Source organism: Wenyingzhuangia sp. IMCC45467 (assembly GCF_054111205.1).
In genome coordinates, this window is sequence record NZ_CM134196.1 from 2,452,248 (window position 1) to 2,466,830 (window position 14,583).

The following is a 14,583-nucleotide window of genomic DNA, read 5'->3' on the forward strand; positions in this document are numbered from 1 at the left end:
ACCGATATTATGAAAAATTTTGTATTGGGAATCTTATTATTAACCGTTGGTTATATAAGTGCACAAACAACACAAGAATTGTTTGAGCAAGGAAATAAACACTATCAGTCCGAAGAATATTCAGAAGCTGTTAAATTATATCAAAAAATAATCAATCAAGGATTTGAGTCTGCTGATTTGTATTATAATATGGCCAATGCATATTATAAAAGCAATAATATGGCAAATGCTATTTACTATTATGAAAAAGCATTGATGTTAGATCCAACGAATAATGATATAAAAGTAAATTTAGAATATGCTAATAGAAGTATTATTGATAATATAAAATCGGTTCCTAAATCTACTTTTGAGAAGTTTAACAATGCTGTTCTGGCTATTTTTCCATACAATACATGGGCAGTTATAGCTGTTTCTTGTTCTTTATTAGCGGGACTTATTTGGATGTTTTTCTTTTTTAGCACTGTGCCAAGTGTTAAAAAACTGTATTTTACTTTAGGAATTATAGTAAGTTTCTTGTGCTTAAGTAGTTTAACTGTAACTGCACATCAATATAAAAGAGCTAAGAGTATAAAATACGCTATTGTATTTTCTAATCAAGTAGAAGTTAAAAATGCTCCAAGAGATAGTGTTAGTGAAACTTTTATGCTGCATGAAGGAACCAAAGTACAGGTTATGGATGCTGTTGGAGATTGGAACAAAGTTAAAATTGCAGATGGTCAAATAGGTTGGTTGCCTAATAAGGATATTAAAAAGTTATAATACAATTTTAATTATTACATTTGTAATTAATCACCCCTAAGTAAAATCACCGCTATGATTAAGAATTATTTACAGGAGCTGTAATGTTTAATAAGTTTAAACATTATGGGTGTTTTTTAATTTTAATTAAATACTAGCAAAATGGTAAATGGTTTTAGAAATGAAGAGTGGAAAGATATTGAGTTTGATGATGTAATTGCACGCTTTGAAAAGTATAAAATTTCTAATTACGGTCGTGTCATCAAATGTGTTGATGGAGAAGAAAAGCTATTTAAGTTGTACGATACCAATGGCTATCCTACCATTCCACTTATTCAAGAAGTTAACAGAAAAAGAACGAGTAGATATGTGCACAAATTGGTGGCACAACATTTTCTTGAAAAAAAAGAGGATGATATTTATGTAATTCATTTAGATTATGATAAGTACAACAATCATATAGACAATTTGCGTTGGGCTACAAAAAGAGAAAAAGAATTGCATCAATATGCAAATGAGGAATATTTAAAATCTAAGCCTAAGCGTACTTATGCTAAGTTAACTGAAGGTAGGGTAAGAATTATTAAAAGAAAGTTAGCAGACCCAAAGAATAAAACAAGATTGAAAATAATAGCCAAGCAATTTGGAGTGTCTGATATGCAAATTCACCGAATTAAAACAGGTGAAAATTGGGGTTCTGTAAAAATAGATGATTAAAATATTTATTAAGAAATAAAAAACCGGCTGATAAGCCGGTTTTATTATGTGTATTATTAAGAATTAATCCTTGTGTACATGAACATCCATTTGAGGAAAAGGAATGTTTATACCCGCTTTATTAAACTCGTTATATACTTTAGCGTTAGTGTCAAAAAACACTCCCCAGTAATCAGCAGAATTTACCCAAACTCTTACAGCAAAGTTTACAGAACTATCAGCCAATGCAGATACTTGTACAAAAGGCTCAGCAGGAGTGTTTATAATTCTAGCATCGTTTTTTAAGATGTTTAATAAAACTTCTTGAGCTTGTTCTATACTATCACCATATCCAATTCCAAAAGTAAAATCTACACGTCTTGTAGGCTCTGTAGAATAGTTAACCATAGACGAATTAGACAATCCTCCGTTAGGAATAATAATAGTTTTGTTGTCTGGAGTTTTTAAAATAGTGTTAAAAATTTGAATTTCTTTAACTGTTCCAGCATGTCCTTGAGCATCAATATAATCGCCTACTTTATAAGGCTTAAAAATTAAAATCATTACTCCTCCAGCAAAATTTTGTAAAGTTCCAGACAATGCCATACCAATTGCTAAACCAGCAGCTCCTAAAATGGCAATAAATGATGTCATTTCAATTCCTAAAGTAGACAATACAGTAATAACTAAAATAATTTTTAAAAGTACACCTAACATGCTTTTTAAGAAAGGTCTTAAAGAATCGTCTGTTTTACTTTTTTCTAATGCTTTAGCAAAAGCATTATTTAATTTTTTAATTATAAATGCTCCTATAATCCATATAACAATTGCAGAAATTAATTTTAATCCATAAGCAGTTACGTATTCAGAACCTTTTGTAGTTACTGTTTCCCAAATGTTGTTTACATCCATAGTAATTAGTTTTTTTAATTTAATATTCTCAAATATAATTATTTTTAAGAGCAATTACTTGTGTTATACCCTTAAAAAAGGGCTAGTTTTTTAGTAGCTTTATCATTATTAAACAAATGTATATATGAAAGTGTTAATTTCTGGAGGAACTGGTTTGGTAGGAAAACATTTGCAAAATGTCTTTTTAAAAAATGGTGATGAGGTAGTAATTTTGTCTAGAAATAAAAAAAAATCATCTACAAAAGGCTTAACATATGCCTTTTGGGAGGTAGATAATAATAAAATTGATGTTGATGCTGTATGTAGTGCAGATCATATTATTCACTTAGCTGGTGCTAATATTGGTGAAAATAGATGGACCACAAAACAAAAACAAATTATTATTGATAGTAGGGTAAAAACAGCCAATTTATTGTTTAAAACATTAAAAGAAAATAAGCATAGTGTTAAAACATTTATATCTGCATCTGGAGCAGATTGTTATGGATTAGAAACTACCGATAAATGTTATCAAGAAACAGATTCTTTTGGAAATGACTTTTTGGCAAGAGTATGTGAACAATGGGAGGCTGCTGCAAATCAGTTTACTAAGTTGGGAATTAGAACTGTTTGTTTACGAACAGGAGTGGTGTTTGCAAGTCATAATTCTGCATTACAAAAAATGTCTTTACCTATAAAATTAGGTTTTGGTTCTGCTATTGGTTCTGGGGAACAAATCATGTCAATTATTCATTTAAAAGATTTGTGTAATATGTATGTATACATTCTTAACAATACAGAATTACAAGGAAGCTATAATGCTGTTGCAGTTAACAATACAAACAAAGAAGTAACAAAAAAAATAGCAAGTGTGTTAAACAAGCCTCTTTTTATGCCAAAAGTTCCTGCTTTTATGTTAAAATTAATTTTTGGAGAAATGGCAACAATACTATTAAAAGGAAGTGCTGTTGATAATGGTAAAATAAAATCAACAGGATTTAAGTTTTCTTATCCAACATTACAAGAAATATTAAATGAAGTGTTTTAATAAAGGTTATTGTTCTAACATATTGTAATATGGTTAAAATGAATGATAATTTTAATAAAATGGATGTAATTTTATAGATTTTATCTATATCAATAAATATTTTTGATGATATAATAAATTTAAAAATATAGATATGAAGAAAAGATTACATTATTTAACAATACTAAGTTTTTTGTTTTTTGGTAAAATAGTATATGCTCAGGAAGGTATTAATGAACCTTTTATGGTTGTGGGAGATTGGTCTGTAAACGATAATCCAAACGGAACAAGTAACATTTCAGGTGGACTTTTAGATGTAACTATGGGGGATCAAGGAACTTCAGGTAAATACCGTGCAGATCTAAATTTTCTTGCAGGTACTAATTATACAATTAATAAGGAGGCAGATAAACTTATTGCTATTAAATTTATTGGAGATAAACCTTCAACAGGAGTTTTAAAATTAGAATTATATAATTTAACAGCGGGTGCTTGGATAAATAGAGGAGGAGGTAGATATACTCCTGCGGGTTCTGTTGTTACTACTTCAGGAGATAATATTTATTATTTTGATGTTACTCCTGATACAAATTATACTACTGGAGATATTGAAGTCAATAAAATTAACTTTACAATAGCTGATGCTACTGTTCCAACAAATTATACAGTAGATTGGGTTGCTAGTTTTACAACTGTAGCAGATATTGAAGCTTATAAAGATACAGATGATGATGCTTCAATGTCATTAAAAGGCGGGTTGCTAAATTCTGTATTTAAAGTTTATCCTAACCCTTCAACAGAGAACATATTTAATATTAGCTTAAATAATAAATACTCTAAAAGTGAGGCAGTTGTAAAAGTTTACAATGTAATAGGTAGTCTTGTATTAAATAAAAATGCAAAAATAGTTAACAAGACTATTAGTGTTAATCATCATTTATTACCAGGTGTTTATTTTGTACAAATTGAAGGAAATACAAGTAAATTGATTGTAAAATAAAGTAGAAGTTTATTCTAGATTAGTAAAATAGATGTAGGCTCTTTTTAAAGGGTTTACATCTATTTTTGTATAACCAGATAAATTTTTAGTATTTCTATAGAAATAGCCTAATTTTTAAAAACCTTTAATGCTTCTATTAAATCAGGGTAGATGAATGTATAGTTTAATTCATCTATTAATTTTTGATTAGAAATTATTTTAAAACTGCTTAACTCTTCAATAAATTCAGCGGGTTTTTTAGATAATTGTTCAGTCGCTAATTTATAATAAACTGCTTTTGTTGGGTGTGTAGTGGCAGTTGCATTGTAAGTTGTGTTCCATTTTTGTTGATGAATAATGGTTTTTACAATTTCTATACAATCTTCTAAATGAATTAAATTTACTGGAGCCAATGCATTTTGCACAATTTTATCTTCTTTAAAAAAGTTTCCAGGATTACGTGTTCCACCAATTAACCCAGCAAAACGGATAATGGTGGTGTTAAAATTTTTGTTGTTTTTAAACAAATCTTCAAAAAGTAATAAGTCTTTTTTTGCAGGATTTACTTTAAAGTTTTCTTCCTCTGTAACCTCTCCATCAACATCAGCATATACAGCGGTAGAACTAATAAAAACAACGTGTTTAATGGGTGATTTTTCTATGGCTTTTACCAAAGTTTTATAGCTATTTAAAAACGGCTTTTGTTTTCTAAACGGAACGTTGATAAAAAGTATTTCGGATTGTAAAAAATGATCTAAATTTCCATCAATTTCTTCATCAATACTCAACACATAAGGTTGAATATTTTTAGTCAATAAAGTTTCACATTTATCAGTAGTAGTGGTGCTTCCTTTTACGGTAAATCCATCGTTTACTAAGGCTTCTGCTAAAGGCAAACCCAGCCATCCACAACCTAAAATACTAATAGATTTTTTTGTCATCATCATTTTCTTTTTCTTTAAAATCGTCAAAAGTATCTAATAAAACAGGAAAAATAGCAGAAGCTAAATTTTTAGTTGGTTTGTAAAGCACAGAATTTTCAATCTCTTTTTCTCCTACAAAAGGAATCATTACATTAATTTTTTCAAACCAACCGAGTAAAATACTCATAATTAAAGCTAATTTTAAGAAACCAAAAACGCCTCCCAAAATTTTATTAATCAACCCCAAAGCAGCTAATGATGCTATTTTGGTTAATAGTTTTCCTGCCACAGAAATTAACACTACAATAACAATAAAAGTAATGGCAAAAGCAGTTAAGGATATGTATTTTGGCTCCCAATCAACATATTTAATTAAAATATCTTTGGCATAAAAAGAAAAATGAATGGCTCCATAAATACCTGCAATTAATGCTATTAATGATGCAATTTCTACAAAAAGACCTTTTATTAAACCTTTTATAAAACCAAACAGTAAAATGACTGCAATAATAATATCAATAACTTCCATGGAATAAATTTGAATCAAAGATACAGTTTTATCGTTTTAGCCTTTGGGACTTCTTATATTTGTTAAAAAAAGTAAAGATGGTAAATGATGAGCAATTAAAATTGCGTTGGCATGAAGTGGTAAAAGATTTATCTGATAAGTTTGCCGATGGAGATACTTTAGATGTTGATGCTATTTTATATTTAATTGGGGTTCAAGAATTAGGACAGGGATATAAAGTTTTTAAAAAAGATGAAAAATTAAACTTAATGCATATAGCTATTTGTAGACTGTTAGAGCCTTATGGTTATTATGAATTTGATTATTTTGATGATGATGGATGGCCACACTATAATGCTTTAGAAAGTTTACCTAATTTAAAACCAGGAGAACAAACATTGTTAATGAAAGAAGCTATTGTACGTTATTTTGACGAATAGTTTTGGAATATTTTTTGTAATATACATGCTATGAAAAACTTACTTACATTTTTAATTCTTATAACAACATACATTGTAAATGCTCAATATACTGTTAGTGGAAGTTTTACAGACTCAAACTCTGTACAAGATATTGCTTTGTATAGAATTGTAAAAGGCGAAACAGATTACATAAAATATGCTGATGTAATAAACAAGCAGTTTTCTTTTTCTATGGATAGTTTGCCAGCTGGGAATTACAGAGCATTGTATCAAAATATTAAAACAGGTTATGTTGATTTTATTTACAATAATGAAAATGTAAAATTTAGTGTGGATAGTAAAAAGGGGCAACCATCTGTAGCTTTTTTAGAATCTAGAGAAAACCAATTGTTGCAAGCATATAACTATAATATTAGCACGTTACAATATAAGTTAGATTCTGTTCAGCTAGCCTACTTTAGCAAGCCAATAACTAATGTGTCAAAATATCAAGACATTAAGTTAAAAATTGATGGAGCACAACAGTATTACGAAAACTTAGCTAAAGATGATTACTGTTTGGGGATTATTAAAGCTACAAAAAGATATAATGCTCCTTTACCTTTTACGTTACCGGGAGAATATTTAGAAAACATTATAGATCACTTTTTTGATTATATAGATTTTCAAGATGAAACCCTTAGAAATTCTATGTTTATTAAAAGTAGATTAAAAGATTATGTTTTTTATTTACATCAAACAGATGATGTAATACAACAAAATGAACTTTATATTAAGGCTATAAAAGAGATTTTAGCCAAAACAACTAATAATGTTTTTAAAGAAGAGGTTTTACGTTATTTTATTCCAGAGTTTGTTAAACAAGAAAATAATAATGTATTAACTGCCGTAGTTAATATATATAAAGAGTTACCACAGGAGGTTCAGAATAAAAAACTACTTGAAGAAACCGACAACAAAGCCAGAACTTTAATAGGAACCATAGCTCCAAATATTAAAATTTCAGAAACAGAGAGTCTATATTCTTTAAAAGGATCTAATACGTATTTAATCCTATTTTGGAGCAGTACTTGTTCTCATTGTTCGGTAGAACTACCAAAGGTTAAAGAAATTTTAAACCTTAAAAATGATGTTACTGTAATAGCCATAGGTTTAGAAGAAACAGAAACTAAAGAAAAATGGCAAGAGGTTGTTGAGGAACATATGAAGGACTGGAAGAATGTACTAGCGCTTGGAAAATGGAATAGCAACGAGGCCATTGCTTATGATGTAAACGCTACTCCCTCATATTTTATACTAAATAAAAACAAACGTATTATAGCCAAACCTAATAGTTTTAAGGTGTTAAAAGATATTTTAGAATAGTAAAACAGTTTAAAAAATATAAACAAGCCTCCATTTTTAACTAAAATGGAGGCTTGTTTTTTTTACGTAAATAAAAAACAATTCATCCTAAAAAATTAACAGTTGGGTAAACCCTTTTTTTTAAATAGGTTTTTGTATTAGATATTTGTTTCATCAATAAGATAGAAGATTTAATTACTTTAAATCAAGGTTGTATCTTCATCAATATTAATAACAACAAATAAAAACTATGAAAAAATCAGTTAAAAACATATTTATATCATTTGTTATAGGGTGTGCTGTTTTTGTTGTAGGAAACGTATTGTTTACCGGATTTCCGTTTAATACAATTACACAAGTATTCAATAATTTTTTACAATATCAATTGTATTCTCTTGTTTTGGGATATCTTAATTTGTCTTTTTTTGATTATTTAAATGAACTAAATTGGACAAAGAAATCATTTGTAAAAAGAATTTTAATAGGCTTTTTAGGATCTATAATTATTTCTTTTGCTGGTTTGTTTTTAATCAGATCTTTTTTAGCAGTTTTCTACAAAGGAGAAACTTTTCAGTTTTTTATAAGCAAAGAAACTTTTAGTAATTATCAATTTGGCTTGTGGATTTCCTTAACCATTGTAATTGTCTTTCACTTTATATATTTCTATAACAAGTATCAGCAAAATAGAATTAAAGAACAAAAAGTAATTGCAGGTACAGCCAGCGCTAAATTTAATGCTTTAAAAAATCAATTAGATCCACATTTTCTTTTTAATAGCCTAAATGTATTAACAAGCTTAATTGAAGAAAATCCTAAAAATGCTCAGAAATTTACCACTTCATTATCTAAAGTTTATAGATATGTTTTAGAACAAAAAAACAAAGAACTGATTTTGGTTGATGAAGAACTAGCGTTTGCAAAAACCTATATGTCTCTCTTAAAAATGAGATTTGAAGATAGTATTGTTTTTACCATTCCAGAAAAAGCGAGTAATCCAGAAAGTAAAGTAGTTCCGCTTTCTTTACAATTACTTTTAGAAAATGCTGTAAAACATAACGTAGTAACTGCAACAAAACCTTTGCATATTACTATTTACGAAGAAGATGGTTTTTTAGTAGTAGAAAATAATTTACAAGAAAAACAAATTGTAAAGAAAAGTAGCGGAGTAGGGTTGAATAATATTTTAGAACGATATAAATTATTAACAAACAGACAGGTACAAATAAATAAAACAACAGATCATTTTGCTGTATTAATACCTATGTTAACCAAACAAATATCCATTATGAGAACAACAGAAATAGACGACAATAGCTACGTTAAAGCTAAAGAGTATGTAGAAAATTTAAAAGGATTTTATTACAATTTAGTATCTTATATACTAGTAATTCCTTTTCTAATTTATATTAATTACAAAGTTTTGTGGGGAATTCAATGGTTTTGGTTTCCAATGTTTGGGTGGGGGTTAGGACTTGCTTTTCAGGCATACAAAACCTTTGTAAACAAAGGTGTTTTAGGAACCGATTGGGAACAGCGCAAAATGGAAGAATTTATGCGTAGTGAAGAAAATAAAAAATGGAAATAAATTAAAGTTATGAAAACATACAACCATCCAAATAGTAACAATTTTACAACGGAACAGAAAAAAGCCTATGAGTTGGCAGAAAAAAGAGTAAAGTCTTTAAAAGGATTTTATAGGCACTTGTTTTGGTATTTAGTAGTAAATGCTTTTATTTTAATTAGTAGCGCAGTTGTAAACAAACCACATTATAATATTTGGGAATTTAACACTTATTCTACAGCTGTTTTTTGGGGAATAGGACTTGGAGTGCATGCCTTATCAGTATTTGGAAAAAATCTTATATTTTCTAAAAGTTGGGAAGAGAGAAAAATTCAAGAGTTTATAGAAAAAGAACGTAAAAATAACCGTACATGAATGTTATTATTATAGAAGATGAAAAACCATCAGCCCGTTATTTACAACGTTTGTTAACAAGTTTACATTTAGAAGTACAAACGTTATTGCATTCTGTAGAAACTGCTATTGATTGGTTTAAAAACAATGAACATCCTGAATTAATTTTTTTAGACATTCAGTTAAGTGATGGACTCTCTTTTGAAATTTTTGAAGAAGTTAACATTAAAAGTGCAGTAATTTTTACTACTGCCTATGATGAATATGCGTTACAAGCTTTTAAATTAAATAGTATAGACTATTTATTAAAACCTATTGATGAAGAAGAGTTAACCAATGCAGTACAAAAATACAAGGAGAGAATTCCTTCTAAAAAAGCAGTTACTTTAGATTTTGATGAGATTAAAAAAATGCTTGTAAACCCTATAGACAGGGAATATAAAAAACGTTTTTCTGTAAAAGTAGGAGCACATATAAAACTTATTAATATTGATGAAATTGAATGTTTTTATAGTGAAAACAAAGGAACATATTTATATACTACAGATGGCAGAAATTATTTATTAGAAAGTACTCTAGAAAAATTAGAAGAGGTTTTAGAGCCTCAAATGTTTTATAGAATTAATCGCAAGTTTTATATTAATATCAATGCTATAAAAGATTTATTAAATTATAGTAACTCTCGTTTGCAGGTTAAATTAAACACATATAATACAAATGAGGTTATTGTGGCAAGAGAACGAGTAAAAGATTTTAAAAATTGGTTAGAATCTTAAATATTATTCAAAAGCCAAAAAAGCTTGTTTGATGTGTTTTATATTGGTTTGATGATTGTTTTTAACAATGGCAATTACATCAAAACGAACTTCTACCTCTAAATTTCTTTTTTGTACATAAGCATCCGCAGCCATAATTAACAATTTAATTTTAGATTTTGTAATAAATTCTTCGGGATTTCCAAAAAAGTCTGTAGTTCTAGTTTTTACTTCTACTATAGCCAGTGTATTTTGTTTAAGAGCAATAATATCAATCTCTGCTTTTAAATAACGCCAGTTTTTATCAAGAATTGAGTAACCCTTTTTTGTTAAAAAATCGGTAGCCAAAGCTTCCCCAATATTTCCTAAATCGTTGTGAGATGCCATTTTAGTTTCTAATATAGTTTTTTTATTCAATAAATATTTGGTTATCAAATAAAATAGTTTGAAATTTGTGGCATAATGAAACAAAACAATTTACATAACACCCAGTTAATCGCCTGTACTAAGTCGATTTTTAAAACTATTATGGTCAAGAACCATAATATAGGGATGTTTTTATATATGTAAATTTTTTAAGTCAAGAAGATTTCAATCAAAAAAAGATATAAAAAGCATCCCAAACGGGATGCTTTTTTTGTTTAGTATTAATTTAAAATTTAACATCATGAACACACATTGTAACATTACCATTTTAAAATCCAAGCAGGCTTTAGCAGTAAAGTTTATGATGGCTGTGCAGGCCAAACCTAAAAACGAAGCCCTTTATAAAAACTGAGTACAGATTAGTAAATCTCAACATATTCAATATTTATAAAGGCACTTTTTTAAGTGTCTTTTTTATTGAGCAAAATTTAAATAACATGAAAAATAATCTAAAAAGAATTAACGAAATATTTGAAAATAATTTTATCAGTAACATCAATCTAATCAACAGAAGATTGTACCCTAGACCTTATCTTTTTGATGAGGAAATAAGCGAAGAGGATGAGCCTATTCTGTTTATATGAGTAAGTACTAAAAATTACGACTGCTAATTAAATGTAGTCGTAATTTTTATTTGTTAAATTGAACTGTTGAGGTGTTTTGTTCAATAGTAAGATCAATGGTTTGTCCAAAAACAAGCCCCATATTTTTAAGTTCATGTCCTGCAGGAAAATCAAACAATACAGGAATGTTATATTTTTTTACAATAGTTAATACTATTTCTTCAATGGTTTGTCCAAATTCAGGATAGTTTTTTTTGGTGTCAGTAAAATCACCAAAAATAAGTCCTGCACAATCTTTAAAATATCCTTTTCTGTCTAAAGCTCTTAGCAGTCTATCAATATGATATTTGTACTCACCAATTTCTTCAATGAATATAATTTTATCCTTGGCAGAAAAACAAGTATTAGTACCAATCATGTTTTCTAAAATAGTTAGGTTTCCACCAATCAACACACCAGAGCAACTCCCAGTCTTATTATAATTGTTAGAAGCAATGTTATAAACAGGGGCATTTCCCTTTAAAATATAGTGTAACTGCTCCACACTTTCTTCAATAGCAGAATATGATTCTTTAAAATTGATTGGCATGGGAGCATGAATACTCTGAAAGCCTAAATTGTGTAATTTGTTGTGAAACACTGTAATATCGGAATAACCAATCATCCATTTAGGGTTTTTGGCAAATTTGCTAAAATTTAAATCATCAATAATTCTTACAGATCCATATCCGCCACGAGCACACCAAATAGCTTTGGCAGTTGCATGGTCTAAAGCCCATTGCATGTCTTGTAAACGTTGAGAGTCTGTTCCGGCAAAATGATGATGTTCATTAAAAACAGCATTTCCTATAATAACAGTATATCCCCAGCTTTCAAAAGTTTCTTGCGCTTTTAAAATAGCATCAGGTTGTTTTATAATTCCAGCAGGAGCAACAATTAAAATAGTATCTCCTTGTTGTAAAAAATCAGGTTGTGTAAAAGTGATGTTTTGACTGTTCATAGTAGTAATCACAAAGAAAAAAATGAGCCTAAAAAAGGATTTCATATGGTTGATTTGATGTTCAAAAATAACGATTTAATATTTAGAGTTAACGAACTTGCGAGTATTCTGTTGTATTAGAGTTTTACTTCTATCTATATTCTATAAATCAATGTTATAATGTTTCGTTACAGAATTGTATTTTTGCGGTCTAAAATTATGTAATTCATGAACAATCCTAAAAGATATACCATTACAACCGCTTTGCCATATACTAACGGACCCATACATATTGGGCATTTGGCTGGAGTTTATGTGCCTGCCGATATTTATGTACGTTACTTGCGTAACAAAGGTAGAGATGTAGCTTTTGTTGGTGGTTCTGATGAACATGGAGTGCCTATTACCATTAAGGCAAAAAAAGAAGGAGTAACACCTCAAGATGTGGTAGATAAATACCATGGAATCATTAAACAATCTTTTATAGATTTTGGAATTTCGTATGATAATTATTCTAGAACGTCAGCTCCTGTTCACCATAAAACAGCCTCAGAGTTTTTTACAAACTTGTATGAAAAAGGAGAGTTTATAGAAAAGGTAGAATCTCAATTGTTTGATGAAGAAGCTAATCAATTTTTAGCAGATAGATTTGTAGTAGGAACGTGTCCAAAGTGTGGAGCAGAAGATTCTTACGGAGATCAATGTGAAAAATGTGGAACCTCTCACAACGCAACAGATTTAATCAATCCAAAATCTGCTATTACAGGAAATGTACCTACGGTAAAAGAAACCAAACACTGGTTTTTACCTTTAGATAAGCACGAAGCTTTTTTAAAAGAATGGATTTTAGAAGGTCATAAAGACGATTGGAAACCAAATGTGTACGGTCAAGTAAAATCTTGGATAGATGATGGATTACGTCCTAGAGCGGTAACTCGTGATTTAGATTGGGGAATTCCTGTTCCTGTAGAAGGAGCAGATGGAAAAGTTTTATACGTTTGGTTCGATGCTCCTATTGGATATATTTCATCAACCAAAGAATGGGCAGCACAAAACGGAAAAGATTGGGAGCCTTATTGGAAAGACAAAGACACCAAATTGGTTCATTTTATAGGAAAAGACAATATTGTATTCCACTGTATTATTTTTCCTGCCATGTTAAAAGCTCATGGAGATTATATTATGCCAGACAATGTGCCTGCTAATGAATTTTTAAATTTAGAAGGAAACAAATTATCTACATCTAAAAACTGGGCAGTTTGGTTGCACGAATATTTAGAAGATTTTCCTGGTAAACAAGATGTGTTGCGTTATGCGTTAACAGCAAATGCACCAGAAACTAAGGATAACGATTTTACTTGGAAAGATTTTCAGGCAAGAAATAACAACGAGTTGGTAGCCATTTTTGGAAACTTTATTAATAGAGTAGTAGTACTAACCAACAAATATTATAATGGAGTTGTTCCTACCCCTGGAGTTTTATCTGAATTAGATGAGGATGTTTTAGCTCAGGTAAAAGAATACCCAAACATTATTTCTAAATCTATGGAGCGTTACCGTTTTAGAGAAGCTTTAATGGAAATGATGAATTTAGCTCGTTTGGGTAATAAATATTTGGCAGATGAAGAGCCATGGAAATTGGTAAAGACTGATGAGGAGCGTACCAAAACCATTATGTATGTAGCCTTGCAAATAGCAACTTCATTGTCTGTGTTATCAGAACCATTTTTACCTTTTAGTGCCAACAAATTAAAAGGAATTTTAAAATTAGGGTCTTCGAACGAGGTCATCGAGCGTAGTCGAGATGGAGTCGAGAAACAATCTGATTTAATTTGGGATGATGTAGAAAATAAAGACGAATTAATTCCATCAGGGCATACCATAGGAAAAGCAGAATTGTTGTTTGCTAAAATTGAAGATGCTGAAATTCAAGCACAAATAGATAAATTAGAAGCAACAAAATTAGCCAATGCTGCCGAAGCTAAAGTAGTAGAACCACAAAAAGAAACCATAGGTTTTGAGGATTTTACCAAATTAGATATTAGAACAGGGACTATTATAGAAGCTGAAAAAATGCCAAAAGCTAAAAAGTTATTGGTGTTAAAAGTAGATACAGGTATTGATGTAAGAACCATTGTTTCTGGCATTGCAGAAAGCTATAAACCAGAAGATATTATAGGTCAAAAAGTTTCTGTTTTGGTAAATCTAGCACCCCGTAAATTAAGAGGTGTAGAAAGCGAAGGAATGATTTTAATGACAGATACCAAAGACGGAAAATTAGCTTTTATTGCTCCAACAGAAGACAATATTGCTAATGGTGAGTTTGTAAGTTAAACGTTTATAGAAATATAAAAAAATCCCATTTTTGATTGATTTCAAGAATGGGATTTTTTTTGATAATAAATTTTAAAGCA

Annotated in this window: 16 protein-coding genes; 11 read left to right on the forward strand and 5 right to left on the reverse strand. The window is 29.3% G+C overall.

Annotated features, from left to right (window positions below; genetic code table 11):
- Positions 1-9 precede the first annotated feature (9 nt).
- The gene (locus tag ACXGQT_RS10500) at positions 10-762 is read left to right on the forward strand and encodes a tetratricopeptide repeat protein (protein WP_457828550.1); all 753 of its coding nucleotides are present in this window, start codon (positions 10-12) and stop codon (positions 760-762) included.
- Positions 763-903: 141 nt separating this feature from the next.
- The gene (locus tag ACXGQT_RS10505; RefSeq protein ID WP_457828551.1) at positions 904-1,458 is read left to right on the forward strand and encodes an NUMOD4 domain-containing protein; all 555 of its coding nucleotides are present in this window, start codon (positions 904-906) and stop codon (positions 1,456-1,458) included.
- A 63-nt stretch (positions 1,459-1,521) separates the two neighbouring features.
- Here the strand turns inward: ACXGQT_RS10505 and ACXGQT_RS10510 are convergent, their stop codons facing one another.
- On the reverse strand, positions 1,522-2,349 hold the full coding sequence (locus tag ACXGQT_RS10510; protein WP_457828552.1) for a mechanosensitive ion channel family protein: 828 nt from the start codon (positions 2,347-2,349) through the stop codon (positions 1,522-1,524).
- A gap of 124 nt (positions 2,350-2,473) precedes the next feature.
- On the opposite strand from ACXGQT_RS10510, the gene ACXGQT_RS10515 reads away from it, so the two are divergent.
- Both ACXGQT_RS10515 and ACXGQT_RS10520 read left to right on the forward strand, forming a co-directional pair.
- On the forward strand, positions 2,474-3,376 hold the full coding sequence (locus ACXGQT_RS10515; RefSeq protein ID WP_457828553.1) for a TIGR01777 family oxidoreductase: 903 nt from the start codon (positions 2,474-2,476) through the stop codon (positions 3,374-3,376).
- Positions 3,377-3,509: 133 nt separating this feature from the next.
- A complete protein-coding gene (locus tag ACXGQT_RS10520) occupies positions 3,510-4,355 on the forward strand; it encodes a T9SS type A sorting domain-containing protein (protein ID WP_457828554.1) in 846 nt (281 codons plus the stop codon).
- 107 nt (positions 4,356-4,462) lie between these two features.
- Here ACXGQT_RS10520 and ACXGQT_RS10525 read toward each other — a convergent pair whose 3' ends face one another.
- A complete protein-coding gene (locus tag ACXGQT_RS10525) occupies positions 4,463-5,281 on the reverse strand; it encodes an NAD(P)H-binding protein (protein ID WP_457828555.1) in 819 nt (272 codons plus the stop codon).
- Complete coding sequence (locus ACXGQT_RS10530; RefSeq protein ID WP_457828556.1) at positions 5,256-5,804, reverse strand: CvpA family protein; 549 nt, start codon at positions 5,802-5,804, stop codon at positions 5,256-5,258. The genes ACXGQT_RS10525 and ACXGQT_RS10530 overlap by 26 nt, the downstream gene beginning before the upstream one ends.
- A 59-nt stretch (positions 5,805-5,863) precedes the next feature.
- On the opposite strand from ACXGQT_RS10530, the gene ACXGQT_RS10535 reads away from it, so the two are divergent.
- The 5 genes from ACXGQT_RS10535 to ACXGQT_RS10555 all read left to right on the forward strand — a co-directional run bounded on the left by ACXGQT_RS10535 (position 5,864) and on the right by ACXGQT_RS10555 (position 10,222).
- Positions 5,864-6,205: a hypothetical protein gene (locus tag ACXGQT_RS10535; protein WP_457828557.1), complete on the forward strand. Its 342-nt coding sequence runs from the start codon at positions 5,864-5,866 to the stop codon at positions 6,203-6,205.
- A 30-nt stretch (positions 6,206-6,235) separates the two neighbouring features.
- The gene (locus ACXGQT_RS10540) at positions 6,236-7,552 is read left to right on the forward strand and encodes a TlpA family protein disulfide reductase (protein ID WP_457828558.1); all 1,317 of its coding nucleotides are present in this window, start codon (positions 6,236-6,238) and stop codon (positions 7,550-7,552) included.
- Between the two features lie 229 nt (positions 7,553-7,781).
- Entirely contained in the window at positions 7,782-9,116 is a 1,335-nt protein-coding gene (locus ACXGQT_RS10545; RefSeq protein WP_457828559.1) for a histidine kinase, read from the forward strand.
- 9 nt (positions 9,117-9,125) lie between these two features.
- Positions 9,126-9,467, forward strand: coding sequence for a 2TM domain-containing protein (locus ACXGQT_RS10550; protein ID WP_457828560.1), 342 nt, complete (start codon positions 9,126-9,128; stop codon positions 9,465-9,467).
- Complete coding sequence (locus ACXGQT_RS10555; protein ID WP_457828561.1) at positions 9,464-10,222, forward strand: LytR/AlgR family response regulator transcription factor; 759 nt, start codon at positions 9,464-9,466, stop codon at positions 10,220-10,222. The genes ACXGQT_RS10550 and ACXGQT_RS10555 overlap by 4 nt, the downstream gene beginning before the upstream one ends.
- 3 nt (positions 10,223-10,225) lie before the next feature.
- Here the strand turns inward: ACXGQT_RS10555 and ACXGQT_RS10560 are convergent, their stop codons facing one another.
- Positions 10,226-10,588: a YraN family protein gene (locus ACXGQT_RS10560; protein ID WP_457828562.1), complete on the reverse strand. Its 363-nt coding sequence runs from the start codon at positions 10,586-10,588 to the stop codon at positions 10,226-10,228.
- Positions 10,589-11,064: 476 nt separating this feature from the next.
- On the opposite strand from ACXGQT_RS10560, the gene ACXGQT_RS10565 reads away from it, so the two are divergent.
- A complete protein-coding gene (locus ACXGQT_RS10565) occupies positions 11,065-11,211 on the forward strand; it encodes a hypothetical protein (RefSeq protein WP_457828563.1) in 147 nt (48 codons plus the stop codon).
- A 46-nt stretch (positions 11,212-11,257) separates the two neighbouring features.
- Here the strand turns inward: ACXGQT_RS10565 and ACXGQT_RS10570 are convergent, their stop codons facing one another.
- Positions 11,258-12,235: a S66 peptidase family protein gene (locus ACXGQT_RS10570; RefSeq protein ID WP_457828564.1), complete on the reverse strand. Its 978-nt coding sequence runs from the start codon at positions 12,233-12,235 to the stop codon at positions 11,258-11,260.
- A 162-nt stretch (positions 12,236-12,397) separates the two neighbouring features.
- Here ACXGQT_RS10570 and metG point away from each other — a divergent pair, with 162 nt between their 5' ends.
- Positions 12,398-14,503: a methionine--tRNA ligase gene (gene metG / locus ACXGQT_RS10575; protein WP_457828565.1), complete on the forward strand. Its 2,106-nt coding sequence runs from the start codon at positions 12,398-12,400 to the stop codon at positions 14,501-14,503.
- Positions 14,504-14,583: the final 80 nt, after the last annotated feature.